The following is a 25628-nucleotide window of genomic DNA, read 5'->3' as shown; positions in this document are numbered from 1 at the left end:
ACTTAAAGAAATATAATTTTAAAGACTAATTTTGTAACACTTTCAAATTTTAAAAAATGCAACAAACAACCAATACCATCTTAATGATTCGTCCTGTAAATTTCAGAATGAATGAACAAACCGCAATAAACAATTATTTTCAAGAGGATCTGGATTTAAAAAATGCTGAAATCAATGCAAAAGCACAGGAAGAATTTGATGCGTTTGTTACAAAACTACAGGCTGTGGGTATTAAGGTGATTGTAGAACAAGACGATAAATTGAATGACACACCAGATTCCATTTTTCCAAATAACTGGGTGAGTTTTCATAGTAATGGTGATGTGGCTAAATACCCAATGTTTGCTGAAAATAGAAGACGAGAACGTAGAGATGAAGTTTTTATTCGCTTGGAAGCTGAAGGTTTTAAAATTGAAAATATCATTGACTATACCGCTGCTGAGCACGAAGGTGTTTTTTTAGAAGGCACAGGAAGTATTCTGATGGATCGCGAAAATAGAAAAGCCTATTGTGCATTATCGGCCAGAGCTGATGAGGAATTATTTATAGAATTCTGTGAAGATTTTGAATATTCACCTGTAATATTTACGGCCAACCAAACAGTAGATGGAAAGCGATTACCAATTTATCATACGAATGTGATGATGTGTTTGGCTGAAAATTTTGCTGTAATCTGTTTAGATACGATAGATGACAAAAAAGAACGAAAAAATGTGGTAAAACATTTGAAGCAAGATGGGAAAGAAATTATTTCTATTACTGAAGCGCAAATGCATCAATTTGCAGGAAATATGTTGCAATTAAGAGGAGAAAATAATCAACGTTATTTGGTAATGAGTGAAGCTGCGCACAACAGCTTAACTCCAAATCAAATAGCAGCGATTGAAAAGCATTGTGCCATACTCTCAAGTTCTTTAGCAACTATTGAGACTTGTGGTGGTGGAAGTGCACGTTGTATGATGGCTGAGGTGTTTTTGCCAAGGGAGTAATGATTTATGATTAGAGATTTACGATTGAGTTCAATAAAACTTTTTTGAAAAAGTGATGTTGAATTTTTCACTATAATAATTATTTAGAAATTTTATTTTAAAATCTGTCATCTGTCATCTGTCATCTGTCATCTGTCATCTGTCATCTGTCATCTGTCATCTGTCATCTGTCATCTGTCATCTGTCATCTGTCATCTAGCATCTCTCATCTCAATCCATCTTATTAAAAATATAACCCGCTTTTTCGGCTCCCCAAACATAATCTCCATTGGCATCAAATCCACGATCCCAAGAAATAATTTTGTCTTCTAAAATTTCAACTTCACTGCGAGCAAAGGCAGCTCCATTCATAGTACTTACGCAAGTGGTATCTCCTGTTTTCCCTATGAATTGGTTTGGGTTAATTCGCGTTAAAATCACTTCACAACCTTCTTTTAGAGCAATATCTTTTAAGGAAATAGAATCGAAGGCCTTTGGTGTTTTCCATTTGCCAATCCAAAGTGAATCTGTATTCAAAGTATAAATAGCGGAACTAAAGGTGCTGTCTGAAGCTCGCGTCACTTCATAAATTCGTTGTCGATAAGGTTTATTCTGTCTGCTGTTTAAGGCTTGTTCTACGTATAAAAAGTTGCCTTTGTCTTCCCAAATTGGATACATGTGTAAAGCAATGTTATAATAAGACGAATCCACTTGCGCCTGAACTTCAGAATTAAAAGAACCTTGCATTAAGTAGAACAATTCTTTGAGTTCTGTGTCTTCTTTAATTTGAGGTTTGGTGTCGTTTTTACAGTTGTAAAAAAATGATAACACAATAAGGAAAGGAAATATACGTTTCATAAAGCTTCGGTTGAGAAGCTAAATATAGAGAAAATAAATAAGGCTAATTATGATTAAGCTTTTGATTCTACCTTTGGTAATTCAACAAAGAACTTACTACCAACATTTTGCGTGCTCTCTACCCAAATTCTACCGTTATTGAGTTCTACTAAATCTTTCGCTATGGTTAAACCTAAACCTGTACCTTTTTCGTTTTTGGTACCAGTAGTCGTAAAGTTTTTATGGGCAGCAAATAGCTTATCTATATTGTCTTTAGCAATACCAACACCTGTATCTTCAATGCAGATTAAGGATTTACCATTAACATCTATATTAGATAGTGTAATGACATCTCCTGTGCGGCTAAATTTCACAGCATTAGTAATTAAATTCTGAATTACAATTTCTACCATACTGCGATCTGCGTACACAAAATCACGCTGAGATTCGTCAATCAATACAATGCGTTTATCTTCCACTTTTTGCTCAACTAATGCCATTTTAGTTTGAAAGACATCTTGTATATTAAACAACTCAGGTTTTGGTTCTAAATTTTGCATTTGCGATTTAGACCAATTTAATAAATTAAATAAAAGTGAATTGGCATTATTAGCATTTTCACTCAGTTCTGGTATTAATTCGTAAAATTCATCTTTAGAAATACTGTCTTCTTTTAGTAAATCTAAAAAGGCTTTAATAGAAGAAATAGAATCTTTTAAATCGTGCGATACAATAGAAAAAAGTTTATCTTTTACCTGATTCACTTCCTCTAAATGATGCGTTTGTTCTAAAATGGCATCTGTTCTAATTTTTTCTTCTGCCAATAAGTGTTTTTGTCTATCTAAAGCTTCTTTATGCGTTTTGGTTTTTAAAAGGCTAAATATTAATAATGAGAGCAAAAGTGTAAAAGCTGCAATACTGCCATATAATATCCAAGGACTATTGTACCAAATCGAGGTTGATGTCATCGGCAATTCCTTTTCCAGTTCAGGTAAATCCTCTTGAGTTGGCGTATGGTTTTCAATTAACTTTAAAGGATCTACATCAGTAGGGAAAACAGGCTGATCCATTAGGGCGAGTGAGTCTTTTAAATCATGAAATTTATTCTGCCAAAAAAAAGCATTTTCAAAATAACCACGAGTAGAATCTAACGCAATATGAAGTTTGTAATTTTCTAAAAGTTCTGTTTTATTATTTATGTTCTTAGCAATTTCGTAAGCTTCATTGAGTTGCTTTGCTGCTAATTTTACCTTTTTCTTTTGAAGATTTAAATTTCCAATGGCATTTAAGGCACGCAGAACACCTTCTTTATTATCTTGTTTACGGTTGTATTTTAAACCTTCTACTAAATATTTTGAGGCTTTATCATAATCTCTAAAACGTAAGTACTCACTGCCTAATTTAGGTAAAATTTCACCACGTAAATCTTGATCTGTTTTTGGGTTTAAAATATCTAAAGCTTTTTCATAATACTCAATAGCTTTGCGATGTTCTTTTAAAATAGAGTAGAGTTCAGCAATGTTTTTAGTAGAGTTTTTAATACCTTCTTTATCCGTTATTTTTTTTTGCACATCGAGTGCTTTAAAATTAAATTCGAGCGCTTTATCAATCTGATTGGTTTTAAAATACGCCTCAGCCAAATTATTGTAAGCCGCACTTAAATCTTCATTAAGAGATTGTTCTTCAAAAATAGCGATAGCTGATAGCGAGTTTTGTAAACCAACCGTATAGTTACCGCGTTCTATTTCAATAAGCCCAATGCGGTTGCTTACTTTGGCAACGCCTAATGTGTCACTAATTTGTAAGTAGAGATTTCTAGATTTTGTGTAATTATCAATAGCGTTAAAGTAGTCGTTGCGTTTGGTGAAAATTAAAGCTCTAAAATAGCTGCTTTCTGCAAGCCCTTTAATGTAATTCAGATCTTTGGCAAGCTTTGATGTTTCGTTGACAAATAATAAGGCTTTATTATAATTTTCAATAGCGTAGAGTTCGTTAATAAGCATCAGCGACAGGTCCACCTTAGTAGAGTCTGGTTTTTGATATGCTATTTGTACCGTTAATTCATCTATTTTTTCATTTTGCGAAAAAAGAGACAACGATATAAGACATACAGCTAATGTTAGTAACTGCTTCATCTTAAAATAGCGTTTAAACGAATGGCGCTGTTTTGGTGCGAAAAACTTTTAGAGAGGGATAAAAAAAGTAAGTTAACACAAAACAATAACAACGTTGTTAAAGTTTGATTATTAAGCTTCATTAATGTTTGGGACATTGATTAATAGCCTACCAAAAATGCTATTATGTCTACAAATATGCTAATAATTAGGTTTTAATACGAATAAATTAGATGAACGGTTGAATTAAAATTTTGAAAAAATCGACGAACCGATTAACGGTAAAAAACATAGGAGTATTACAGTTTCATCGATGAAATGCATGTTTGCTTTATTGTGTTGATTACTAATTGTTTAAATGTAAAGCATTTCAAAATATATCTCATAAAAAGTAAAAAAAGAAAGTAAATAATTCAATTAATTTAATGATCGCTTTTAAGCGTTTAGTTTACCGTTTACGGTGTCATTAATTATGTTTGTACAGAAGGATATTGAAACAATAAAACTGCTATCTTTGCCAACGTTTTAAAATGCCAAAATAGATTAAAGTTATGAGCCTTCAAGAAACCTTAGAAGTACATGTAAAAGCAGCGATAAAAGCGTTGTTTCAGTCTAACTTAGAATCAGTAGAATTTCAAGCCACTCGCAAAGAGTTTGCAGGAGATATTACGGTTGTAGTGTTTCCGATGTTGCGCGTTGTAAAAGGTAATCCTGCAGTTATTGGTGAGCAAGTAGGTCAGTATTTGCTCGATAATGTAGACTTAGTAAAAGGCTTCAATGTGGTAAAAGGCTTTTTAAATATTGAAATCAGCGATCGTTATTATCTGGATTTCTTTCAGAATATAAAAGACGATACCAAATTTGGTTTTGCAAAGGAGCAGGATGACAAAGCCGTTATGGTAGAATATTCCTCGCCAAACACCAACAAACCCTTACATTTAGGTCATGTTAGAAATGTACTTTTAGGCTATTCTGTCGCCGAAATTATAAAAGCCTCAGGTAAGAAAGTTTATAAAACGCAAATTATCAATGATAGAGGGATTCATATTTGTAAAAGTATGTTGGCTTATCAGAAATTTGGAGAAAATGAAGCACCAACTGAAATTTTGAAAGGTGATAAATTAGTTGGGAATTATTATGTAAAGTTCGATCAAGCTTATAAAGCCGAAATAGCAGACTTAATAACTCAAGGACAGTCTGAAGCAGAAGCCAAAAAGAACGCTCCATTACTGTTAGAAGCCCAAGACATGCTAATCAAATGGGAAGCAGGAGACAAAGCGGTCGTTGCGCTTTGGGAAAAAATGAACCAATGGGTTTACGATGGTTTTGATGTAACTTACAAAAATATTGGAGTCGATTTTGATGCCTATTATTACGAAAGTCAAACCTATTTATTAGGCAAAGAATTTGTAGCCGAAGGTTTAAAAACAGGAGTATTCATTCGAAAAGAAGATGGATCTGTGTGGTGCGATTTAACCGAAGACGGTTTAGATGAAAAAATTGTATTACGTAGTGATGGTACAGCTGTTTACATGACCCAAGATATTGGTACAGCAATTCAGCGGATTAAAGATTATCCAGATGTTGGTGGTATGGTTTATACCGTTGGAAATGAGCAAGACTATCATTTTAAAGTCTTATTCTTAATTTTGAAGAAACTCGGTTTCGATTGGGCAAAACAGCTATTCCATTTAAGTTATGGTATGGTAGATTTACCAAGCGGAAAAATGAAGAGTAGAGAAGGAACCGTTGTAGATGCCGATGATTTAATACAAGAAATGGCAGATACAGCTGAGGAGATTTCTAAAGAATTAGGAAAACTAGAAGAGTATTCTAATAACGAAAAACAAGAGCTCTACAAAACCATTGGTTTGGGTGCTTTAAAATATTACATCTTAAAAGTAGATCCTAAAAAACGAATTTTATTCGATCCTAAAGAATCCATCGATTTTCAAGGCAATACAGGTCCTTTTATTCAATATACTTATGCACGAATTCAGTCTATATTAAGAAAAGCCACTTCGACTTCGCTCAGTGACCAAGTTTATAAGGATGTTAAACTTCACGAAAAAGAAAAACAACTCATCAAGCAATTAGAGCAATTTCCAGAGGTGATACAAAATGCAGCAGCACAGCACAGTCCTGCGTTGATCGCTAACTACACCTATGATTTGGTGAAAGATTTTAATTCGTTTTATCAAAATGTTTCTATTCTTGGTGCAGATACGGAAGAAGAAAAACAGTTTAGAGTAGGTTTATCTCAATCTGTGAGCGCAACAATTAAAAATGCATTTGGTCTTTTAGGAATTGATGTTCCTGAGCGTATGTAGTTTTTTTACTTTAGAAGTTAGAAGTTAGAATCTAAAGTCTAACGTCTAATGTCTATGGTCTAATGTCTAAAGTCTAGATTCTAGATTCAAAACTGATAATCACTTTTATAACCGATTTAACATATTGGACTACAGCAGTTCCGCAACTTTTATTGTATCTTAGTAACAAAGAAAAAGTTAAAAAATAAGTGGTTATGGAAAAATCTCACATTTTAAAAATCTATACCAGCACAGTCGTGGCTATGGCATTTGTCTTGTTTTCGCTGGGTGCTCAAACAAGTTTTACAGAATTCAATGGATCTGTTGTAGATGGTAATTCTAACAAAACTTTAGAAGCCGTTAATCTCAGTATTAACGCTACAAATATTAGTACTATTACTAATTCTGAAGGCGAGTTTGCACTTAAAGTGCCGAATCAATATTTAGATTCAAAGCTGGTGATTTCATTATTAGGTTATAATACTTATGTGATGCCTTTATCAGAATTATCTGGTAACGAACCCATTAAAATTTACCAAGCAGTTACAGAGTTGTCAACCGTAAGTATTGAAGCTTATAAAGATGCTGAAAGTTTGGTAAGAAAAGTTTTTGAAGATAAAAATGAAAATACAAAAGACGAATCTGTATTTATGACTGCATTTTATAGAGAAACTATAAAACGTCGTAACAGAAATGTATCGCTAACAGAAGCTATCGTTAATATTTTGAAGCAACCGAATGCCTCCTCACAGCGCGATGCCATACAATTAGGTAAAGCCAGAAAAAGTACAGATTACAAACGACTAGATACGGTGTCTGTAAAATTACAAGGTGGTCCATTTTCAACTATTTATTTAGATATTATGAAATATCCTGAATACATATTTACAGATCAAAGTATTTCGGGTTATAATTTTGCTTTTGAGACTCCTTCAAACATCAACAATAGAGCTGTTTTTGTGGTCCGTTTTTCACCAAAAAATAGTGCCACGAAAGTCAATTATAATGGAAAACTTTTTATAGACGTAGAATCGTTAGCTTTAGTGAGTGCCGATTATGCTTTGGATTTGAGTAATAAGACTAAAACCAAAAATTTACTGGTTAGAAAGAAACCTCGCAGTATCGATGTTCAGCCGCTAGAAGCGCTTTATAAAGTTGATTACAGAGAAAAAGATGATAAATGGTATTACAGTTATTCTAATTTGAGTTTAACATTTAAGGTGAATAAAAAACGCGAATTGTTTAACAAAGTTTACACCTTATCTAGTGAAATGGCTGTAACCGATTGGGAAGTAAATTTAGTGGAGAATAAAATTAGAAATAAAGATAAGTTAAAACCTACCGTAATTATTACAGATGCTATTTCTGGATTTTCAGATCCGAATTTCTGGGGAGAATACAATCTCATTGAACCGGATAAATCAATTGAAACTGCCATAGAAAAAATTAGAAAGAGCATTGAAAAGCAAAAAGAAAGAGCGGCTAAAAACACCATGAGTGGCAAACCATAGTCATCTTTAAATTATAATAATCAAGAACCCTGAATTTAAGTTCAGGGTTTTTATTTTAGTTAGTTTTTAAATTAAAACGATACACATAACCACAATTTAATTCTGTAAAATCGGCTTGGCCGAGATTAGAATTAATATGCGCTCCAATAAACATATTATGTTTTGGAGCGTTGTTGGTATTCCAGATGTAATATTTAAGGCCTAGTCTTGCCGAAACGGTTCGTTTAATTTCATAATACCAATTGAGTTCCCCTAAAACGTCTATGGTATCTCCATTTGAGTTTTCATAAGAATACCCTTGATTAAGCTGCCAATCAATTTGGTAAAAGGGTTTAAAAATATTGAGACCTAAATCGAGCTCAATACCAATATGGTCTATTAATAATTCTGAAGTAGCAAACAGCCCAAGGTTGGTAGCATAACCAAACGGATTTTGTGTAAATTGAGGTAGTTGTTCTTGTATTAGAGCTTCGTTGTTATTGATGTAATCGTAATAATGTTCGTAAAATCGGTAGTAAAATCCACCACCAAATTTAAAGGTGTTATTAATGATTTTTCCGGCTGAAGCAGAGATGGTGTAAACTTCTTTTTTAGTGTTGAATTTTTCTGATAATACATTCTGACCTAAACCAAATCTGAACGACATATAGGTTTGTGATTTCGATTTAAAATCGGGTTTTTCAAAATCTGAATCCGATTGTGGCTGTTTATCAATTTTAGCAGAAACACTGGCAGCAATAGAATTTAATCCTTGGTTTGGTAAGTTGGTATGACCATTAGAATGATGCAGAAAACCTAAACCAACGCGCCAGTCGGTAGCCTCAGTTTTAAACAGATCGTAATATAAAAAGGATCGAAACGACCAGTTGATTTTTGTAGTTATGGCTCTATTAAATGCGTTAGTAATAGCATCGTATTGCGTGTCAGTGTAAGAACTTCCAAACCCAATTTGTAGATGTAAACCTTCAATTTTCTGCTTTAAAAGGGTAAATTCTATAAAGGGTAATAGGCTATACGCACGACCAACTTGTTCTGAATTTCCGAAATCTGTATATCCAAATGAGATGCCAGTTCTTGGGTAATTTAATCGTGCAGCCCATTCTTTGTTTGCATTAAAATGATAGCGTCCAATACTGAAAAATAGATTCTTTTGAAGTCTGGTTTCAGGAAAGTCGGTATTTGCTTCTAAAGTTTTTCCAACCAGAATTTCAGGAATAAAAAACACAGAACTAGGCACTTTGGTTGTTGGTGATTGTGCGACAAGACTGAAACAAAAAAAAGAAAATATGATACCTATTAAACAATGCAGATAATACTTGTTGTACATGAATTGTAGAGTGTTAACATTACAATAATACCATTTCCAGTTTTATTTTACGCTAATCTTAATTAAGAAATGATCTTATCGCATTAAAAATTGATGCGCATGCTAAGATTTGGCGTCAATTTTAAAGACCGATTATTAACTTCAACTATAGCGTTGTCTTCATCTAAGGTATAAAAACGATTGATGATGTTGGTTCTGTTGAAGATATTCCAAACAGAAGCACCAACTTCGGCTTTCACTGTTTTTGAGATGTTGAAATTATAAATGGCAGAAATGTCGGTTCTAAAATAACTGTTGAGATTAGCATGGTTTGGTGCATTGTATTCTATAATAGAATTGCTAGTGTTTTGATTATCTGATGGAGATGTATAAGGTCGTCCAGAATGCCAATTAAGACCTAAACCAATTTTGAAATTATCGCGATTATAAGTCAAAGACGCATTGGCCACATGTCTCAGATCCAAGGTATTTGCGAATGGTTCTCCATTATTTAAATTGTCAAATTCATAATCATTTTTGCTATAGCTGTAACTCAGCCATGTACTAAAATCATTAAAACGTTTGTTGATAAGAAAGTCAATGCCTTTTACGGTATAATAACCAATGTCATTGGTAAATTGAAACTGATTCTGAAACCCTTGACTGCGTGCCGTTATGTTATTAACTCCTTTGTAATAACCTTCAATGGATACCAGTAAATTATTGTGATTATAACTGACTCCTGCTGATATTTGTTCACTCGTAATTAAAGGGACATCAGCATTGTTAGCAAGTTGCCATCTTCGCTTTTCGATACCGAAAAAATCTTGTTGTAAATCAATAATCTGTGTAATGGATTGGCTTTTTATTTCGCCTAAAACTTCGAGTCTAAAATGATCTAAAAACTTATAGTTAACTGTAAATCTTGGTTCAATTAAAAATTTAGAAAGCTTGCCAAAGTAGTTCATTCTAGAGCCTAATCTGATATACGTATCACGAGATTTAGAATACCATTCTACTTCTCCAAATACAGCATGACTTCTTATAATTTCTTTAGTTAAACTGATAAAATTAGGATTGGTAACATCCTCAAAATTAGTAACACCAAGTTCATTAAATTGATAGCCACCATTAAATTTAAGCTCTTTATTAATAGTTTTAGACAGGTCGAACCGAAGACCATAATCTTCAACTTTATTTTCTTGTTTTAAAATTTGTGTGTTGGTAATATTATTGTTTTCAGCATCTAAGTTGTAGTTAGAATAGTAGGTTTCAGCAGATAAATTGAAACCGTTTTTTAAGCGTTTATAATAGCTGGCACTTGCTCCAAAACTAACTTGATTAAGTTCACTATTGGTTTCTTGTATTGTATTATTTGGTGTGGTAAATACTTGATTATAATTTAAATCATTATACATATTAATCAGGTTGACACGTAGCTTAGAACTGTCATTTATGTTGTACAAAAATTTAGCATTAAAATCATAAAATAAAAAGCGTTCGTCTAAGGCTAAAAGTGTGGTATTTGTTGAAGTGTTTAACTCAGAATCTCTAAAAATACGATCAAAATAAACATCGTAAGTTTCAGAAACGATGGCATCTGTAAAAGAGCGTCTTGCAGCTAATTGTAATTCCATTTTATCAGATAATGGAATTTTGGCAAAGCCATCCACGCTTAAAAGATTCCCTCCAAGACCTGCTTTAAATTCACCATCTATGTTATCAGAATTTTTTATAGTCATAGTACTCGATACGGCATTTCCTAGTTTGGCACTCGTTCCGTTTTTAGAAACTGTAATCTGTTCAGATAAATAAGGATTAAATGCTGATATTAGGCCGAAAAAATGTCCGGATTGGTACATTCTAATCCCTTCATATAAGACGAGATTTTGGTCGTTGGTTCCTCCACGCACATTGATATTGGAAATGCGTTCGTCTACACTAATAATGCCTGGTAAATTCTGTACAATTTGAAGGACATCTGGCTCAATTAAACCAGGTAAAATACTAAAAGCTTTGGTGTTGGCTTCAACGGTTCCGTTGCTGGTTTTAGAAATGCCTTTTGTTAGGAAATTGGTAACTACAACCGCTTCTAAACGTTGAATGGTGTTTTCAGCTTCTAAGGCGATTCTTGGAGTAATAGCGATGAAGCGATTGCTTAAAATTTGAAAATTAAGAGCGGTTGCAAGTCTTAACTGCGTAAGCACTTGTTCTAATGAAAGCTCAGGATATAAGGGCGAAATTGAAATGCCTTCTACGGTTTTTGTTTCAAAAGAAAATTTAACGTTATAATTTTTTTCTAATTGCGTAAGTATTTGGGCAAGTGGTTGTTTTTCTCCTTGGTCTTGGCAATAGCCAAGGTTACAAAAAGCAAGAGTTAAAATGTAGAAAATTAGGCACCGTAATGTTTTATTCACTCTTTAATACTATAGATTTTTCTGATTTGCTGTAGCTTAAATTTAATGGTAATGTAACAGACTGCAAGGCTAAATCTAAATTATTATGCGTAAAACTTCCTTTGAACAGGCGAGAGGTATCAACATTGTCCAAGACAATTTGGTAGTTGTACTGATTTTCAAACTCAGCAATCACATGTTTTAAAGGGACATTGGTAAAGCCGCTTTCGCCAAGTAACCATTGTGGTTGTAATGCGTTTTCTTTTTCATTAGCATGTATTTTCCCATCTATTATTTTAAATCGATCTCCTGGTTGTAATTTTACTGTTTTTGCATTGTGTGTTACGGCTACCGAACCTTCGTAACAAATCACTTCATAATACGATTCGCGTTGTTTTACATTAAATTCTGTGCCTAAAACACTTACTGTGCCATCGCTAGTAACGACATCAAATTTCTGACCTTTAGCGACCTTAAAAAAAGCTTCACCTTGAAGATTTACGATTCTAGTGTCGGTCCAACTATGTTCATTAAAGCTTAGTGTTGAATTCGCATTTAAATTAACCGTTGATTCATCTGGTAAGGCAATTGTAGTTTGTTCTGCGATAAACGTACCAACCTCCGTATCTAAAGTAGAGGTGTAATAATAAACACTAAAACCAATGGCTAAAATTGCTGCTATTCTAAGTAAGGATTTTAACCATTGTGGGTTTAAAGTTTTCGTTTTAAGACTCGGTTTCAAATGCGCATAGGTGTCATCTATTGCAAATTCAGGAGCTTTAAAATCTAGCAAAGCCGTATTCATTTGAATCAAATCTTTATAATCCTCTAGCTGCTCAAAAGCTATTTGCTCTTCAGTATTTAGGTTATGATCTAACCATTTTTTTATAAGTTCTTCTCTTTGCATCATATGATTTCAAGTATATAACAGCTTCGATTCAAAAACTCCTACCTTTTTTATTTTTAGAGTTCGGAGTTCGGAGTTCAGTCCTACAAACATTCCATGCATCTCCGTGAAACCTCTGCGAATCTCAGCGTAACCAGTTCTTCGCGTCTTCGCACTTTTGCGAGAAAATTCAAAATTCTGAATAGACTCTATTCAATTTCATATTTTATTCGTATTCGTATTCGTATTCGTATTCATCTTCATCTTCATCTTCATCTTCGTCTTCATCTTCGTCTTCATCTTCACCGTCAACCTCTACAATTCTTCAATCTCCAAACGCAACTTCTTCAACGCTCCATATATTCGTTTTTCAACGGCTTTTACGGAAATATCTAAGAGTTCTGCAATTTCCTTAAATCGTTTTCCTTCCACACGATTCATTAAAAAAGCAACGCGCTGTGCGTCACTTAAATTACTTATCGCATCCTGTAATTTTTTATGATATTCTTTTTCCTCTAATACAAATTCTGGTGTTTCATTAGTACTAAACTTTTGAGGTTGTTTATTATATTTTAAAACTACTTTTTGGTGAGCAACAGCATTGAGCATTAAATTATTTGCTGTGGTAAATAAATAACTTTTGGCTTTGTCAGGAGAAACTTTACTGCAATTTTGCCATAGCTTAATAAAAGCTTCTTGCATTTTATCTTGCGGATTTAAATGCTCGCCAAACTTGTAGTATAAAAAATCATGTAGGTTTTTAGAATGTTTTTTATAAAGACGCTCAAATAATCGCGATTCGCATATATGATCTTGTAAGGGTTTGCTCATAGCTTTTTATAGGTGCTGCAAATTAGAAATAAATTTTCAATAATTTTGGGTAGGACATTTTCCATCTAAACTGTTTTATAACAAATAGCCGAGTTTACAACATGAAAATAAAACATAGGTATATCGTAATTTGTTTCCTTTTGGGTCTTTTGAGTTTTACAGCTTGTCAAGATGAGATTAGCGAGACTGAAAACCAAAATGAACAAGATAGTATTGCTCCAAATTCTACATTATCAAATTTGATGAGCAGAACCACTGCAAATTCTGGCACTGCCGATGCTATTTTAGATGGAGCCAGTTGTTTCTCAATAGAACTGCCTGTAACTGTTGTAATTAATGATACGACATTCATTATTGAAACATTACTCGATTTAGAGCCATTAGAAAACCTATTAAATGATGATGCTGTTTTAGATTTTGTGTTTCCAATTACCATAATTTTTAATGATTACAGTGAAATCGTAATCGAAAATGAAGACACATTACAAAGTTTTATAGACCAATGTAATTCAGAAGAGAATGAGATCATTACTTGTGTAGATTTTGTGTATCCAATAGTGTTTTCAGTATTTAATGCATCGTTTAATCTTATTGATACGGTTGTTTTTAATAATGATGAAGCCCTTTATAATTTCTTACAAAACTTAGAAGAAAATGAAGACGCATTGATTGTAAGTCTTAATTTCCCTATGAGTCTCATCTATGAAAATGGAGACATCATTGAGGTGAATACAAACGGTGAATTAGCAGATGCTATTGCAGCGGCAGAACAATATTGTGAAACTGAAAATGACAATTGCACACTCGAAGACGTGGCTCTAAATTTAGTAGAATGCCCTTGGGATTTTACCGATGGAACAGATACGTTTACTAATTACCAAATGGTATTTAATGCGAATGGAGATCTACTGATTCCTGAAGGATTAGCGACGTCTGCTATTGGTGGATCTTGGAGTTTATCTAACACAGATAATGCACTTATACTCACATTATCAGAATTAACCGCTTTTCAAGATACGCTTGAAGGGGACTGGCTCATCACAGCATGTGTTGAAAATGTGATTGAAATTACACGTGCAAATACTACGCTTACCTTACAAAAAGACTGCGAAGGTGATTTAGGGTGTTCCGTAGCAGAAATCAATGCAGATATTTTAGAATGTGCATGGCGCGTTGAAACGGAATTGGTGGAAGATATTAATCCTTTTTTCGTTCACTTTGCGCCAAACGGAGCTGTAAACATTGAGGGAGTGGATAATATGGAATCACAAATAGGAACATGGGAAATCATAACTATTGCTGCTGATGTATTTATCAACTATACCTTTCAACAAGGTTTTGAAGAACTTAATGGGCAATGGCAAATTGTTGAATGTGAACAAGGCAGCTTGTATCTAGTTAGTGCTAATAATAGCATCACTTTAGAGCAAAAATGTGAGGTTAATAATCAAGCACTTTTAGATTGTTATGGTATTTATATTTTTTCCCAAGAATGTGACGACAATAATGATGGTATTGCCACATTTATAATAGAAACCAATGGCGCACAAACTGAGGAATGTTTAGCATTATATCCTTTGGCAGGTAGTTACCATGCTACTTATGAAGACGCAGTAAATAGTGCGAATTTATTGTATTTGCCCTTAACAGCACCTCTAGAATTAGAGTCGCAAATTATATATTTTAGAATTTTTAATCAAGAATTACAGGAGTACGCTGTGCAAGAATTAGAGTTAATTGTTGAAAGTTGTAACGAAGAGGTGTTTAACTGTTTTGGCGATTATGAATTGTTGGAATGTGCAAACGATGCTGGTGAAGCCGAATTTAATTTAAGTGCAGAAACCATCGGTTTGGTAGATTGTGCTGAACCTTTTACAGCAACGTTTCATTTTAGTTTAGCGGATGCTCAAAATAATACACAGCCAATTGCAAATACTGAATCTTATTTTTCAATTCAAGGTGAAGTCTATTTAAGAATTAATGCAGATAGTGGCAATTTTCAAGTGTTTACAATTTATCTCAATACAGACAATTGCAACCTTTTTGAATGTTTTGAAAGCGTTTATCCAGTTTTAGAAGTTTGTGATAATGGTACTGATGGTCCTTATGAATTCAATTTACCATCGGTTTATGATAATTGTACTGCTGATGATATTAGATTTTATTACAGTGTAGCAGATGCTGAAAGTGATACGAATATAATTGCAAATCCAACTGCATTTAGCACAGTAGAAATTAATTCAACCGTTTATGTAAGGGTCGATTTGAGTGGTCAAACCTTAATTAGTCCATTGGATTTAAATGTCATTGATTGTAATTCTGATAATTGTACAGCGAGTGATATCGATGGTATCTTAACCGCCTGTAATTGGAATATTACAAGTTACAATGGAAGTGATAATCTTATTGACTATAATTTTAATTTTGAAGAAAATTCAGGAATTGTAGTGATATATACAGATGCCATTACAATTGATGCTTCTTGGTTAACAGCACAAACCAATGATGGTGTTATTATTGAGTTTTCAAATGTTAATGGTTCAAATATTCAGGCGATAACAGGAAGCTGGTTGGTTGTAGAATGTACCGCAAGCCAATTGGTGTTGCACAACGTCAATGATAGTAGTAATGAAATAGTTATAGACAGAACATGTGAATAAAGGCAATACTAGAGGTTAGTAATTTTAGTAAGTTAAGTTGATTGAGAAGAGTTGCCTATTATTAGGTGGCTCTTTTCTGTTATAATAATCTTAATTATTGTTCATTAGATTTCTAGATTTCACATTCGTTTATCTCCTGTAAATTCTTAAATTTGCATCTTAATTATAACAACGCAGATTGCCAACTTGCAGACTGCATAGAGAAGACGAAAAAACATGTTCAATAATTTAAGTGATAAGTTAGATAAAGCGTTACACGTATTAAAAGGTCATGGTAGCATTACAGAAGTCAATGTTGCTGAAACTTTAAAGGAAGTAAGACGTGCGCTTTTAGATGCCGATGTTAACTTTAAAATTGCTAAAGATTTTACCGTACGTGTCAAGGAAAAAGCACTTGGTCAAAATGTATTAACCACATTGCAGCCAGGCCAGTTGATGGTTAAAATCGTTAAAGACGAATTAACGGAATTAATGGGAGGAGATGCTGAAGGGCTGAATCTTTCAGGAACTCCAAGCATTATTTTAATGTCTGGTCTTCAAGGTTCTGGTAAAACCACGTTTTCAGGTAAATTAGCCAACTATTTAAAAACTAAAAAAACCAAAAAGCCTTTATTAGTAGCTTGTGATGTGTATCGTCCGGCTGCAATAGATCAGTTACATGTTGTAGGAGATCAAATAGGTGTTGAGGTTTTTAGTGATCGCGGAAATAATGATCCAATTGCAATTTCGCAAGCTGGTATTGCGCATGCTAAGGCTAATGGACATAATGTGGTAATTATTGATACAGCTGGTCGTTTAGCGGTTGATGAAGCTATGATGACCGAGATTTCTAATATTCATAAAGCCATTCAACCACAAGAAACTTTGTTTGTGGTGGATTCTATGACAGGTCAAGATGCTGTGAATACGGCAAAGGCCTTTAATGATATTTTAAATTTTGATGGTGTTATTCTTACCAAATTAGATGGTGACACCCGAGGTGGTGCAGCGATTTCTATTAAATCTGTAGTTAATAAGCCGATTAAGTTTATTGGTACAGGTGAGAAAATGGAAGCCATTGATGTCTTCTATCCATCGCGTATGGCAGATCGTATTTTGGGCATGGGAGATGTTGTTTCCTTAGTTGAAAGAGCTCAAGAGCAATTCGATGAAGAGGAAGCACGTAAGCTTCAGAAAAAGATTGCCAAAAACCAATTTGGGTTTGATGATTTCTTAAAACAGATTCAGCAAATTAAGAAAATGGGTAACATGAAGGATTTAATCGGCATGATTCCTGGTGCAGGCAAAATGATGAAAGATATTGATATCGACGATGATGCTTTTAAAGGTATTGAAGCAATTATCCATTCCATGACGCCAGAAGAGCGATCTAATCCGTCTGTGATAAATGCAAGTCGAAAAAAACGCATCGGTAAAGGTTCTGGAACATCAGTACAAGAAGTAAATCAGTTACTCAAACAATTTACGCAAATGAGTAAAATGATGAAGATGATGCAAGGTGGAGGAGGCAAACGTATGATGCAGGCTATGAAGAATATGCCGAGGTAAAGCCCCTTTGTCCTGCGGACATTTCCCCAGAAGGGGAAAGTAAAAGGTTTAGAGAACAAAGTAAAATAGTAAAGTGAATTGTTTTTAATGTCACTTTAAAAAATATTGCCAATCCGCTTTGCGCCTTTGCGCCTTTGCGAGAAAACAAAAAGAAGCATGACAATCTTAGACGGTAAAAAAATAAGCAACGACATTAAAAATGAAATTGCAGAAGAGGTAAAACAAATGAAAGCCAATGGCGAAAAAGTACCTCATTTGGCTGCCGTAATTGTTGGTAATGATGGTGCGAGTTTAACTTACGTTGGCAGCAAAGTAAGAGCTTGTGAGCGTATTGGTTTTGAATCTACCATGGTGCGGATGTCTAACACCACCAGCGAAATTGAACTTTTAGATAAAATTGAGGAGTTAAACAATAATGACGATATTGATGGGTTCATTATTCAATTGCCATTGCCACCGCAGATTAATACGCGTAAGGTATTAATGGCTGTAAATCCAGATAAAGATGTTGATGGCTTTCATCCCATGAATTTTGGAAAAATGGCCTTAGATATGTCTACATTTATTCCTGCAACTCCCTTCGGAATATTAGAATTAATGGAGCGCTATGGTGTGGAAACCCAAGGAAAGCACACCGTTGTTATTGGTCGTTCTCATATTGTTGGTCGTCCTATGAGTATTTTAATGGGTCGAAAAGGATTCCCAGGAAACTCAACAGTGACCTTAACACATAGCCATACCAAGAACATTACTCAAATAACATCGCAAGCTGATATTATTATTTCTGCCTTAGGAATTCCACAATTTTTGAAAGCTGAAATGGTAAAGGATGATGCGGTTATTATTGATGTTGGTATTACACGTGTACCAGATGATTCTGAAAAAGGCTACTACATTACTGGTGATGTTGATTTTGAAAATGTCAGTAAAAAAGCCAGTTTTATTACGCCAGTTCCTGGTGGAGTAGGACCAATGACTATAGCGATGCTGCTAAAAAATACATTATTAGCAAGAGAACAGCACAGACAGCAAAATAAATAAACTTTAAAATTATGTTTATATGCTTAGCTATTGTTCAAAATAAAGTCGCAATAGGTAGCGTTCAGCATATAATTCCGATAGTATTATCTGTTTTTTTTACCATTTTTCTCATTCGGTATGTCAATAAGAATTTTAGTAGACTTCAAAAACAAAAAACGATTGCATGCTTAGGGTGGTTGATTTCTGCAACGGTTATTGCATTTCATGCATATCGCATGTTGTATGATAATTACAATTTTAAAACAGATTTACCACTTTATCTTTGCAGTTTAATGGGTTTATTGATTCCTGTTTTTACCCATTATCGTAAGTATTGGATGTTCGAAATTTTAGTCTTTTGGATTATTGGCGGAACACTTCAAGCGGTTATTACGCCAGATATTACAACCGGATTTCCAAGTTTTGATTTCTTCAGGTATTGGATTGTTCACTTAGGATTACTTGTGGTGATCTTTTATTTCATTTTTGTGTTTCAGATGAAACCAACATTGAAAAGTATGCTTAAATCTTTCTTGGCACTTCAAGTTTATGTGGTGTTAATGATTGGTGTCAACTATCTACTTAATGCCAATTATTTTTATCTGAATGAAAAGCCTAAGTCTGCTTCGTTATTAGATTATTTTGGAGATTGGCCTTATTATATTTTGGTGGCTCAATTGCTGATTATTCCTTTGTTTTTGGTTATTTATTTGCCGTTTAGACTGAAGAAATAAACTTAGATTTTTTTAGTTGGTGCAGTTGTACGTTATATTGTATCAAATAGTGGGTTTTATGAACACTATTAGAAAGACAATTACATTTACAGGCCAACAGAACACCTGGATTAAATTAAAGGTTAAGTCAGGCAATTATACTAACGATAGTGAGTATATAAGAGATTTGGTTAGGAAAGATCAAGTACAAAATGAAAAGCTTTTAGAACTTAAAATGGCAATTGATGAAGGTTTCAATAGTGGCGTAAGTGATAAATCTATTTTGGATTTAATGAATGCAGTAGATAATGGAGAATTATAATTTATCTGGTGCTGCTGCACGAGATATTGTGGTTATTAGAATTCTCGGAAAACGAATGGATTTTGTTCACCATTTGTAAAAAAATCACTTCGCAAACAACTGGCTCATATCTTTAAAAGCCTTAAATTCTAGAGCATTACCAGAAGGATCTTTAAAAAACATCGTAGCTTGTTCTCCTACTTGACCTTCAAAGCGTATGTAAGGTTCAATTACAAATTTAATGTCTTTCGATTTTAGCAGATCTGAAAATTCATGAAAGGCATCCCAAGGCAAAACCACACCAAAATGTGGCACAGGAACGTCCTTGCCATCAACAGGATTAGTAGTTTGGTCATGGTTATTTTGAATCGCTTTATAATGGATCACCAACTGGTGTCCGAAAAAATTATAATCGACCCAATGATCACTGCTTCGTCCTTCTTCAAGATTTAAAACGTTGGTGTAAAAATCTCTACATTCTGATAAATTAGACACAGGGATGGCCAAATGAAAAGGTGTCAACTTCATAATTAAAATTTATTGGTTCTATCGATGGTTTTCGGCTGAAAGGTTTTTACAGAATCACTAATCAATGTATTTAATTCTTCAAACTCGGCTTTGGTCAATTCTCTGTGTTGTCCAGAAGATATATCGAGTTTAATATTCATTATTCGAACACGCTTTAAGGTTTGTACTTCGTAATTTAAGTATTCGCACATTCTACGTATTTGACGGTTTAAGCCTTGAGTTAGAATGATACTAAATGTAAATTTATCTATTTTTTTAACCTTGCATTTTTTGGTGCGTTTGCCTAAATCTTCCAAATAAATACCACCAGACATACGCTCAATAAAGGTTTGAGAAATAGGAATATCAACCGTGACGAGGTAATCTTTTTCGTGATTGTTGCTGGCTCTTAGAATTTTATTGACAATATCTCCGTCATCCGTAAGCAGAATTAAACCTTCACTTGGTTTGTCTAATCTGCCAATCGGAAAAATACGTTTCGGGTAATTGATATAGTCAATAATGTTATCTTTTTCAACACGTGTATCCGTAGTGCAAACAATACCAACGGGTTTGTTAAAGGCTAAATACACAAAATCTTGTTGGCGTTCTCCAATAATTTCACCATCTACTTTCACGACATCTCCTGATGCGACTTTGGTGCCCATTTCTGGTACGACATCGTTAATAGTTACTCTACCAGCTTCAATGAGTCGGTCAGCAGCTCTACGCGAACAGTAACCAGCTTCGCTGAGGTATTTGTTGAGTCTTGTTAGGTTTTCGGACATGCTGCAAAAATACAATAAAGATTACGCATTAATAAACCCAATAATCTGAGGTGTTAATGATGCATCCTTTAATCCATGACCAAAACCAGTTGTAGAAATCAGTTCTGCATTTTGGTAACGGCTAGCAATGAGTTGACCATCTTCGTAAGGAATAATACGGTCTTTTTTATCATGAATTATTAAGCCTTTGGCTTCAATAGATGCAGCGAAATTGGCCACCGAAAAGTAGGCGACAGGCTGCTTAAAACGTTCTAAAACAATAGAATCCAACCCATTTGAAATACGGTTGTTAAAACCCATCATGGATTTGTACCGATCAAAAACTCCTGTAAAATGCGCAGGCGCTCCTAGCAGTACTAATTTTTTTATAGAAGGGAGTTGATGGTTGTGCATGCAAAACACACTTGCCATGCCGCCAACGGAGTGACCGACTAAGACGTCTGCGTTAAACTTTTTAGCGATAACACTTATAAATTCTGAATATAAAATGGCATTAAATTGTTTGCTTCCAGAACGTCCGTGCGCTGGTGCATCTAGTGCGATAATATTGTAATCTTCTGTTATTAAATCTTTTAAAATATAATCCCAACGTGCTGTGTTACTTTCCCAGCCATGGGCTAGTAAAACGGTTTTGCCTTTCCCAACCCAACGGTAAGTGGCAATATTGAGATTGTTATAACTGACTTCTTCAAAAAATGCCGATTCAATAAGGCGTTTTTGATCGTCGTTATAACGCCCTTTTCGTGGCGAAGCAAATAAATTTAAGGCTTTTTTTGATGCATATTTGGACGAAATTAAACTCGTAGCATTAAGTGCTCCTCCAATAGATTTAATAACAAAACTACTCATACTATTGGTCTTCTCTATTTACAGCTTCTATAGAAAATGCAGGCAGGCAAATGGCTAAATATTCGCAAGGTTCCGTAAAGGGGTTTGAATACTGCAGTCTTGTGTTCTTTTCGACTTTAATCGATTGCCCAGCTTCTAAAATAATCGTTTCACCATCAATAATAAACTGTTTTTTACCTTTGATGATAAACGTGTATTCATCAAATTCTGGAGTTTGAAAAGGTTCAGACCAACCAGCAGGTGCTACCATATGTGCAATGCTAATTTCAGAATTACCATCAGTGGCATTGCCAAAGTGTTCTTTTATAATTTTACCATCATCTGTAGGCACTACAAATGGTGAATTTTGTATGTTATATTTTTTCATTTTGCTTACTGCTTACTGCTTACTGCTTACTGCTTACTGCTTACTGCTTACTGCTTACTGCTTGCTGCTTACTGCTTACTGTATTACCAATGTATCATAAAAAACTTTATTCTAGCTTTCCCAGGAATTTGAATAGCATCAATACTCATATCCATATCAAATCGCATACTCGCTGGTAGTTCCTTTTTATCAATGGTAAAAGAGGCATTAATTTCATTTACAGAAACCACAATGACATTAATTAGATTATCTACTTTTGATATTTTATAAGCCGTTCGAATATCCTCAAAGGTGCTTAAATTTGAAATGTTCTTTTCAGTTTTGTAACGCGTATCAATAATATTAACACTCGAAATTACGGAGGTCGAATCTAAAGCTTCCTCTGGAGATAAATCCAGTAATTTTTTGCCGCCTTTTTCAAAAACTTCAATGGTATTTACAGATCCTGTAAATTCATCTCCTGCAATATAGCGTACAACAGAATCCGCACTAAAAATAGTTTCTAAGTCTTTCACTTGGGTAGAATCGTTTAATAAACCGATATGATGTTTGGTTACTACAAACGGGTTTGGTTTGCTGTCTTTAGCACAACTTGTTATTAAAACAATACAAATTAGTAAGGCAAATAGGCTGTTTTTCATTTTAGCTTTAGGTTTTATTATTTTAATAATTTGGTTAATATACCCAAAACACTTCGTATTACCGTTGGGCTAGAAAGTGCTTTTACAAATGGATTTTGTCTAGTACTTCGGCTTCGGCTAGAGCGTGTACTGCGTTTTGTTTCTGCGCGCTGCATCGCTTCTTTTTCTTCTTTGGCTTTTGCCTTAGCTTCATCTGCTTCGGCTTGCTCAATTTTTTCATTCAGCATTTCGTAAGCACTCTCTCGGTCAATTTCTTTATTGTATTTTCTGGCGAGTTTAGATTGGGATAATAAACTACTGAGTTCTGCTTCAGTTAAAATATCCATGCGACTCATTGGTGCACGCATCATGGTGGCAGCAAGTGGAGTCGGTTTTCCTTTTTCGTCTAAAGCAGATACTAAAGCTTCACCAATACCCAATGAGGTCAGTACTTCAGCTGTATCATAATATTCGGTATCAGGATAATTTTGAGCCGTTAATTTAATGGCTTTTCTATCTTTTGCGGTAAACGCTCGTAAGGCATGTTGCACTTTTAAACCCAATTGCCCTAAAACGGCTTCTGGCACATCTGTTGGGTTTTGCGTTACAAAATAAAGTCCCACGCCTTTACTACGAATTAATTTTACAATACTTTCGATCTGGTTTAATAACGCATCAGACGCTTCATTAAAAATAAGATGCGCTTCATCGATAAACATAATGAGTTCTGGTCGTCCACTATCACCTTGTTCTGGAAATGTGGAATAGATTTCAGCCAATAAGCTAAGCATAAAGGTTGAAAATAATTTCGGCTTATCTTGTATGTCGGTCAGTCGTAGAATATTGATATATCCGCGACCATTTTCATCAATGCGCAATAAATCTTGCGTATCAAAAGAAGTTTCTCCAAAGAATAAATCTCCACCTTGTTGTTCAATTTCAATTATCTTTCTTAAAATAGAACCTGTTGAAGCTGTTGAAATACTACCATAGGCTTCTTTAAATTCTTCTTTGCCTTCATTGGTGGCATATTGCAAAATTTTCTTAAAATCTTTTAAGTCTAAAAGCGGTAACTTATGATCATCACAATATTTAAAAATTACTGAAATAATTCCGGCTTGTGTTTCGGTTACATTTAAGATTCTAGAAATTAAAACTGGACCGAATTCACTCACAGTCGCTCTTAATCGCACACCATCTTGTTCAGATAAGGTGAGCATTTCTACAGGGAATCCTTTCGCTTCAAAAGGTAAACCAATTTTGGCATGACGTTCGTCAATTTTTGGATGTCCAGGGCTTGGTTTTGCCAATCCACTTAAATCTCCTTTAATATCCATGAGAAGTACAGGTACTCCTTTTTCAGATAAGTTTTCAGCCAATACCTGAAGTGTTTTGGTCTTTCCTGTTCCTGTAGCGCCTGCAATTAATCCATGACGATTCATGGTTTTTAAAGGCACATTTACAAAGGTGTTTGATATGGTTTCTCCATCAAGCATCGCAGAACCAAGCGTAATATATTCGCCTTTAAATACGTTACCGTCGTTAATCTCTTTTTCGAAAGCTTCAGAATTCTTCATTAGTCAGAAAATTTGGATAAAAATACTGTAATTTTAATCAAGTTTAAAACCTATTAACATGAAGTGTTATTTTTCAATTTTAAGTATTTTTATTTTAATGTTTTTTTCGTCTTGTGAGAATTCAAAATCTAATGTTGTATTTCATCCTTCGCATGAACCAAATAGAGCAAATGCACCTTTTAGTGATGTTGTGGAAACCGAAAATTTATTGTTTCTAACTGGGCAAATTGGTAAAGATCATAAAACAGGTCAATTAGTATCGGGAGGAATTAATGCGGAAACAAAACAAGTTATTAAAAATATTAAAGCTGTATTAGAGTATCATGATTTGTCTTTAGACCATGTGGTAAAGTGTACAGTAATTCTTAAAGACATTGATGATTTGAAAGATTTTAACTGGGTTTACACGACTTATTTTCCAAATAAACCAGCACGCACAACTTTTGAAGCTTCAGATTTAGCAGGAGGAGCAAGTATTGAAATTGACGTGATTGCTGCGAAGAAGTAAAGGAGTAAGAAGTAAGAAGTAACGAGTAATAAGTAATAAGTATGTATTAGTAATGAGCTTACTTCACACTTTTTCCTTCATACTTTACACTTAATAACTATCTTTGCCAACTATGACAAGAAGAGAACGACAAGAACTGATTGATAAAGGTTTATTATTGCCTTTAATGGAAGAGTTTTATACCATACAAGGTGAAGGCTTTCATAAAGGTACTGCAGCATATTTTGTTAGAATTGGTGGTTGCGATGTTGGTTGCCATTGGTGCGATGTGAAGGAAAGTTGGTTGGCTGAATTACACCCTCCAACAGAAACTGAAAAAATCGTTGAAAATGCCGTAAAATACAGTAACACTATTGTAGTTACAGGTGGTGAACCATTAATGTGGGATATGAATCCGTTAACAGCACAGTTAAAAGCAAAAGGTGTGCAAACACATATTGAAACTTCAGGTGCTTATAAATTAACAGGAGAATGGGATTGGATTTGTCTCTCTCCTAAAAAGAATAAATTACCAACCGAAGAAGTTTACGATAAGGCACATGAATTAAAGTGCATCATCTATAATAAAGACGACTTTAAGTTTGCCGAAGAACAAGCAGAAAAAACAAATAAAGACTGCATTTTATATTTACAACCAGAGTGGAGTAAACGCGATAAAATGATGCCACAGATTGTGGATTATGTGATGGCAAACCCGAAATGGAAAGTGTCGTTACAAACGCATAAATATTTGAATATTCCTTAATTAGTTCAGAGTTCAGAGTTCAGAGTTCAGAGTTCAGAGTTCTGAGAACCCATTGGTAGTTCAAAATGTTTTAATATAATAGACAAAAAAAAAGTTCCAAGAAACGTCATTGTTCTTGGAACTTTTTTCCGAGCTTCTAGCTTCTAGCTTCTAGCTTCTAGCTTCTAGCTTCTAGCTTCTAGCTTCTAGCTTCTAGCTTCTAGCTTCTAGCTTCTAGCTTCTAGCTTCTAGCTTCTAGCTTCTAGCTTCTAGCTTCTAGCTTCTAGC

Annotated in this window: 22 protein-coding genes; 10 read left to right on the top strand and 12 right to left on the bottom strand. The window is 34.2% G+C overall.

Annotated elements, in window-relative coordinates:
• Window positions 1-56 precede the first annotated feature (56 nt).
• The gene (gene ctlX, locus AB8B52_RS11310) at window positions 57-989 is read left to right on the top strand and encodes a citrulline utilization hydrolase CtlX (RefSeq protein ID WP_406028159.1); all 933 of its coding nucleotides are present in this window, start codon (window positions 57-59) and stop codon (window positions 987-989) included.
• 210 nt (window positions 990-1199) lie between these two features.
• Here ctlX and AB8B52_RS11305 read toward each other — a convergent pair whose 3' ends face one another.
• On the bottom strand, window positions 1200-1826 hold the full coding sequence (locus tag AB8B52_RS11305) for a chromophore lyase CpcT/CpeT (protein ID WP_406028157.1): 627 nt from the start codon (window positions 1824-1826) through the stop codon (window positions 1200-1202).
• Window positions 1827-1879: 53 nt separating this feature from the next.
• The gene (locus tag AB8B52_RS11300) at window positions 1880-3940 is read right to left on the bottom strand and encodes a tetratricopeptide repeat protein (protein ID WP_406028155.1); all 2061 of its coding nucleotides are present in this window, start codon (window positions 3938-3940) and stop codon (window positions 1880-1882) included.
• A 530-nt stretch (window positions 3941-4470) separates the two neighbouring features.
• Between AB8B52_RS11300 and argS the strand changes: the two genes are divergently transcribed.
• Together argS and AB8B52_RS11290 are read left to right on the top strand one after the other, a co-directional pair.
• Complete coding sequence (gene argS, locus AB8B52_RS11295; protein ID WP_406028153.1) at window positions 4471-6249, top strand: arginine--tRNA ligase; 1779 nt, start codon at window positions 4471-4473, stop codon at window positions 6247-6249.
• A 194-nt stretch (window positions 6250-6443) separates the two neighbouring features.
• Window positions 6444-7739, top strand: a complete 1296-nt coding sequence (locus AB8B52_RS11290; RefSeq protein ID WP_406028151.1) for a carboxypeptidase-like regulatory domain-containing protein — start codon at window positions 6444-6446, stop codon at window positions 7737-7739.
• 55 nt (window positions 7740-7794) lie between these two features.
• Here the strand turns inward: AB8B52_RS11290 and AB8B52_RS11285 are convergent, their stop codons facing one another.
• The 4 genes from AB8B52_RS11285 to AB8B52_RS11270 all read right to left on the bottom strand — a co-directional run bounded on the left by AB8B52_RS11285 (window position 7795) and on the right by AB8B52_RS11270 (window position 13158).
• Window positions 7795-9066 carry an acyloxyacyl hydrolase gene (locus AB8B52_RS11285; RefSeq protein WP_406028149.1) on the bottom strand — a complete coding sequence of 424 codons (1272 nt, stop codon included), beginning with the start codon at window positions 9064-9066 and terminating at the stop codon, window positions 7795-7797.
• Window positions 9067-9149: 83 nt separating this feature from the next.
• Window positions 9150-11462, bottom strand: coding sequence for a TonB-dependent receptor domain-containing protein (locus AB8B52_RS11280; protein ID WP_406028147.1), 2313 nt, complete (start codon window positions 11460-11462; stop codon window positions 9150-9152).
• Window positions 11455-12351, bottom strand: coding sequence for a FecR family protein (locus AB8B52_RS11275; protein ID WP_406028145.1), 897 nt, complete (start codon window positions 12349-12351; stop codon window positions 11455-11457). The genes AB8B52_RS11280 and AB8B52_RS11275 overlap by 8 nt, the downstream gene beginning before the upstream one ends.
• A gap of 291 nt (window positions 12352-12642) precedes the next feature.
• Window positions 12643-13158: an RNA polymerase sigma factor gene (locus tag AB8B52_RS11270; protein ID WP_406028143.1), complete on the bottom strand. Its 516-nt coding sequence runs from the start codon at window positions 13156-13158 to the stop codon at window positions 12643-12645.
• A gap of 101 nt (window positions 13159-13259) precedes the next feature.
• Here AB8B52_RS11270 and AB8B52_RS11265 point away from each other — a divergent pair, with 101 nt between their 5' ends.
• The 5 genes from AB8B52_RS11265 to AB8B52_RS11245 all read left to right on the top strand — a co-directional run bounded on the left by AB8B52_RS11265 (window position 13260) and on the right by AB8B52_RS11245 (window position 19421).
• The gene (locus AB8B52_RS11265; RefSeq protein ID WP_406028141.1) at window positions 13260-15818 is read left to right on the top strand and encodes a hypothetical protein; all 2559 of its coding nucleotides are present in this window, start codon (window positions 13260-13262) and stop codon (window positions 15816-15818) included.
• A 216-nt stretch (window positions 15819-16034) separates the two neighbouring features.
• A complete protein-coding gene (gene ffh / locus AB8B52_RS11260) occupies window positions 16035-17366 on the top strand; it encodes a signal recognition particle protein (RefSeq protein ID WP_406028139.1) in 1332 nt (443 codons plus the stop codon).
• Between the two features lie 156 nt (window positions 17367-17522).
• Window positions 17523-18407 carry a bifunctional 5,10-methylenetetrahydrofolate dehydrogenase/5,10-methenyltetrahydrofolate cyclohydrolase gene (locus AB8B52_RS11255; RefSeq protein WP_406028137.1) on the top strand — a complete coding sequence of 295 codons (885 nt, stop codon included), beginning with the start codon at window positions 17523-17525 and terminating at the stop codon, window positions 18405-18407.
• Between the two features lie 11 nt (window positions 18408-18418).
• Window positions 18419-19120, top strand: a complete 702-nt coding sequence (locus AB8B52_RS11250; RefSeq protein WP_406028135.1) for a TIGR02206 family membrane protein — start codon at window positions 18419-18421, stop codon at window positions 19118-19120.
• A 58-nt stretch (window positions 19121-19178) separates the two neighbouring features.
• The gene (locus AB8B52_RS11245) at window positions 19179-19421 is read left to right on the top strand and encodes a type II toxin-antitoxin system ParD family antitoxin (protein WP_406028133.1); all 243 of its coding nucleotides are present in this window, start codon (window positions 19179-19181) and stop codon (window positions 19419-19421) included.
• Between the two features lie 84 nt (window positions 19422-19505).
• Here the strand turns inward: AB8B52_RS11245 and AB8B52_RS11240 are convergent, their stop codons facing one another.
• The 6 genes from AB8B52_RS11240 to AB8B52_RS11215 form a co-directional block, all read right to left on the bottom strand.
• On the bottom strand, window positions 19506-19931 hold the full coding sequence (locus AB8B52_RS11240; RefSeq protein ID WP_406028243.1) for a VOC family protein: 426 nt from the start codon (window positions 19929-19931) through the stop codon (window positions 19506-19508).
• Window positions 19931-20695, bottom strand: a complete 765-nt coding sequence (rluF, locus tag AB8B52_RS11235; protein ID WP_406028131.1) for a 23S rRNA pseudouridine(2604) synthase RluF — start codon at window positions 20693-20695, stop codon at window positions 19931-19933. Before rluF ends, AB8B52_RS11240 begins: the two co-directional genes overlap by 1 nt.
• 21 nt (window positions 20696-20716) lie before the next feature.
• On the bottom strand, window positions 20717-21544 hold the full coding sequence (locus tag AB8B52_RS11230; RefSeq protein ID WP_406028129.1) for an alpha/beta fold hydrolase: 828 nt from the start codon (window positions 21542-21544) through the stop codon (window positions 20717-20719).
• Between the two features lies 1 nt (window position 21545).
• A complete protein-coding gene (locus AB8B52_RS11225; RefSeq protein WP_406028127.1) occupies window positions 21546-21911 on the bottom strand; it encodes a cupin domain-containing protein in 366 nt (121 codons plus the stop codon).
• A gap of 83 nt (window positions 21912-21994) precedes the next feature.
• Window positions 21995-22552 carry a hypothetical protein gene (locus tag AB8B52_RS11220; RefSeq protein WP_406028125.1) on the bottom strand — a complete coding sequence of 186 codons (558 nt, stop codon included), beginning with the start codon at window positions 22550-22552 and terminating at the stop codon, window positions 21995-21997.
• A 17-nt stretch (window positions 22553-22569) separates the two neighbouring features.
• The gene (locus tag AB8B52_RS11215) at window positions 22570-24108 is read right to left on the bottom strand and encodes a helicase HerA-like domain-containing protein (protein ID WP_406028123.1); all 1539 of its coding nucleotides are present in this window, start codon (window positions 24106-24108) and stop codon (window positions 22570-22572) included.
• Between the two features lie 58 nt (window positions 24109-24166).
• Between AB8B52_RS11215 and AB8B52_RS11210 the strand changes: the two genes are divergently transcribed.
• Together AB8B52_RS11210 and AB8B52_RS11205 are read left to right on the top strand one after the other, a co-directional pair.
• Complete coding sequence (locus tag AB8B52_RS11210; protein WP_406028121.1) at window positions 24167-24616, top strand: RidA family protein; 450 nt, start codon at window positions 24167-24169, stop codon at window positions 24614-24616.
• A gap of 112 nt (window positions 24617-24728) precedes the next feature.
• The gene (locus AB8B52_RS11205) at window positions 24729-25361 is read left to right on the top strand and encodes a 7-carboxy-7-deazaguanine synthase QueE (protein WP_406028119.1); all 633 of its coding nucleotides are present in this window, start codon (window positions 24729-24731) and stop codon (window positions 25359-25361) included.
• Window positions 25362-25628 lie beyond the last annotated feature (267 nt).

Source organism: Winogradskyella sp., from assembly GCF_045105575.1.
Lineage (GTDB): Bacteria > Bacteroidota > Bacteroidia > Flavobacteriales > Flavobacteriaceae > Winogradskyella.
The sequence above is the reverse complement of the archived record's forward strand: the minus strand, read 5'-3'. Positions and strand labels throughout refer to the sequence as shown.

What these genes read in the sequence shown, in the direction of transcription:
- AB8B52_RS11300 (WP_406028155.1), bottom strand. Translation starts at nt 3,940, where the DNA reads ATGAAGCAGTTACTAACATTAGCTGTATGTCTTATATCGTTGTCTCTT.
- ctlX (WP_406028159.1), top strand. Translation starts at nt 57, where the DNA reads ATGCAACAAACAACCAATACCATCTTAATGATTCGTCCTGTAAATTTC.
- AB8B52_RS11255 (WP_406028137.1), top strand. Translation starts at nt 17,523, where the DNA reads ATGACAATCTTAGACGGTAAAAAAATAAGCAACGACATTAAAAATGAA.
- AB8B52_RS11230 (WP_406028129.1), bottom strand. Translation starts at nt 21,544, where the DNA reads ATGAGTAGTTTTGTTATTAAATCTATTGGAGGAGCACTTAATGCTACG.
- AB8B52_RS11275 (WP_406028145.1), bottom strand. Translation starts at nt 12,351, where the DNA reads ATGATGCAAAGAGAAGAACTTATAAAAAAATGGTTAGATCATAACCTA.
- argS (WP_406028153.1), top strand. Translation starts at nt 4,471, where the DNA reads ATGAGCCTTCAAGAAACCTTAGAAGTACATGTAAAAGCAGCGATAAAA.
- ffh (WP_406028139.1), top strand. Translation starts at nt 16,035, where the DNA reads ATGTTCAATAATTTAAGTGATAAGTTAGATAAAGCGTTACACGTATTA.
- AB8B52_RS11290 (WP_406028151.1), top strand. Translation starts at nt 6,444, where the DNA reads ATGGAAAAATCTCACATTTTAAAAATCTATACCAGCACAGTCGTGGCT.
- AB8B52_RS11270 (WP_406028143.1), bottom strand. Translation starts at nt 13,158, where the DNA reads ATGAGCAAACCCTTACAAGATCATATATGCGAATCGCGATTATTTGAG.
- AB8B52_RS11215 (WP_406028123.1), bottom strand. Translation starts at nt 24,108, where the DNA reads ATGAAGAATTCTGAAGCTTTCGAAAAAGAGATTAACGACGGTAACGTA.
- AB8B52_RS11265 (WP_406028141.1), top strand. Translation starts at nt 13,260, where the DNA reads ATGAAAATAAAACATAGGTATATCGTAATTTGTTTCCTTTTGGGTCTT.
- AB8B52_RS11250 (WP_406028135.1), top strand. Translation starts at nt 18,419, where the DNA reads ATGTTTATATGCTTAGCTATTGTTCAAAATAAAGTCGCAATAGGTAGC.
- AB8B52_RS11210 (WP_406028121.1), top strand. Translation starts at nt 24,167, where the DNA reads ATGAAGTGTTATTTTTCAATTTTAAGTATTTTTATTTTAATGTTTTTT.
- AB8B52_RS11285 (WP_406028149.1), bottom strand. Translation starts at nt 9,066, where the DNA reads ATGTACAACAAGTATTATCTGCATTGTTTAATAGGTATCATATTTTCT.
- rluF (WP_406028131.1), bottom strand. Translation starts at nt 20,695, where the DNA reads ATGTCCGAAAACCTAACAAGACTCAACAAATACCTCAGCGAAGCTGGT.
- AB8B52_RS11245 (WP_406028133.1), top strand. Translation starts at nt 19,179, where the DNA reads ATGAACACTATTAGAAAGACAATTACATTTACAGGCCAACAGAACACC.
- AB8B52_RS11205 (WP_406028119.1), top strand. Translation starts at nt 24,729, where the DNA reads ATGACAAGAAGAGAACGACAAGAACTGATTGATAAAGGTTTATTATTG.
- AB8B52_RS11225 (WP_406028127.1), bottom strand. Translation starts at nt 21,911, where the DNA reads ATGAAAAAATATAACATACAAAATTCACCATTTGTAGTGCCTACAGAT.
- AB8B52_RS11220 (WP_406028125.1), bottom strand. Translation starts at nt 22,552, where the DNA reads ATGAAAAACAGCCTATTTGCCTTACTAATTTGTATTGTTTTAATAACA.
- AB8B52_RS11305 (WP_406028157.1), bottom strand. Translation starts at nt 1,826, where the DNA reads ATGAAACGTATATTTCCTTTCCTTATTGTGTTATCATTTTTTTACAAC.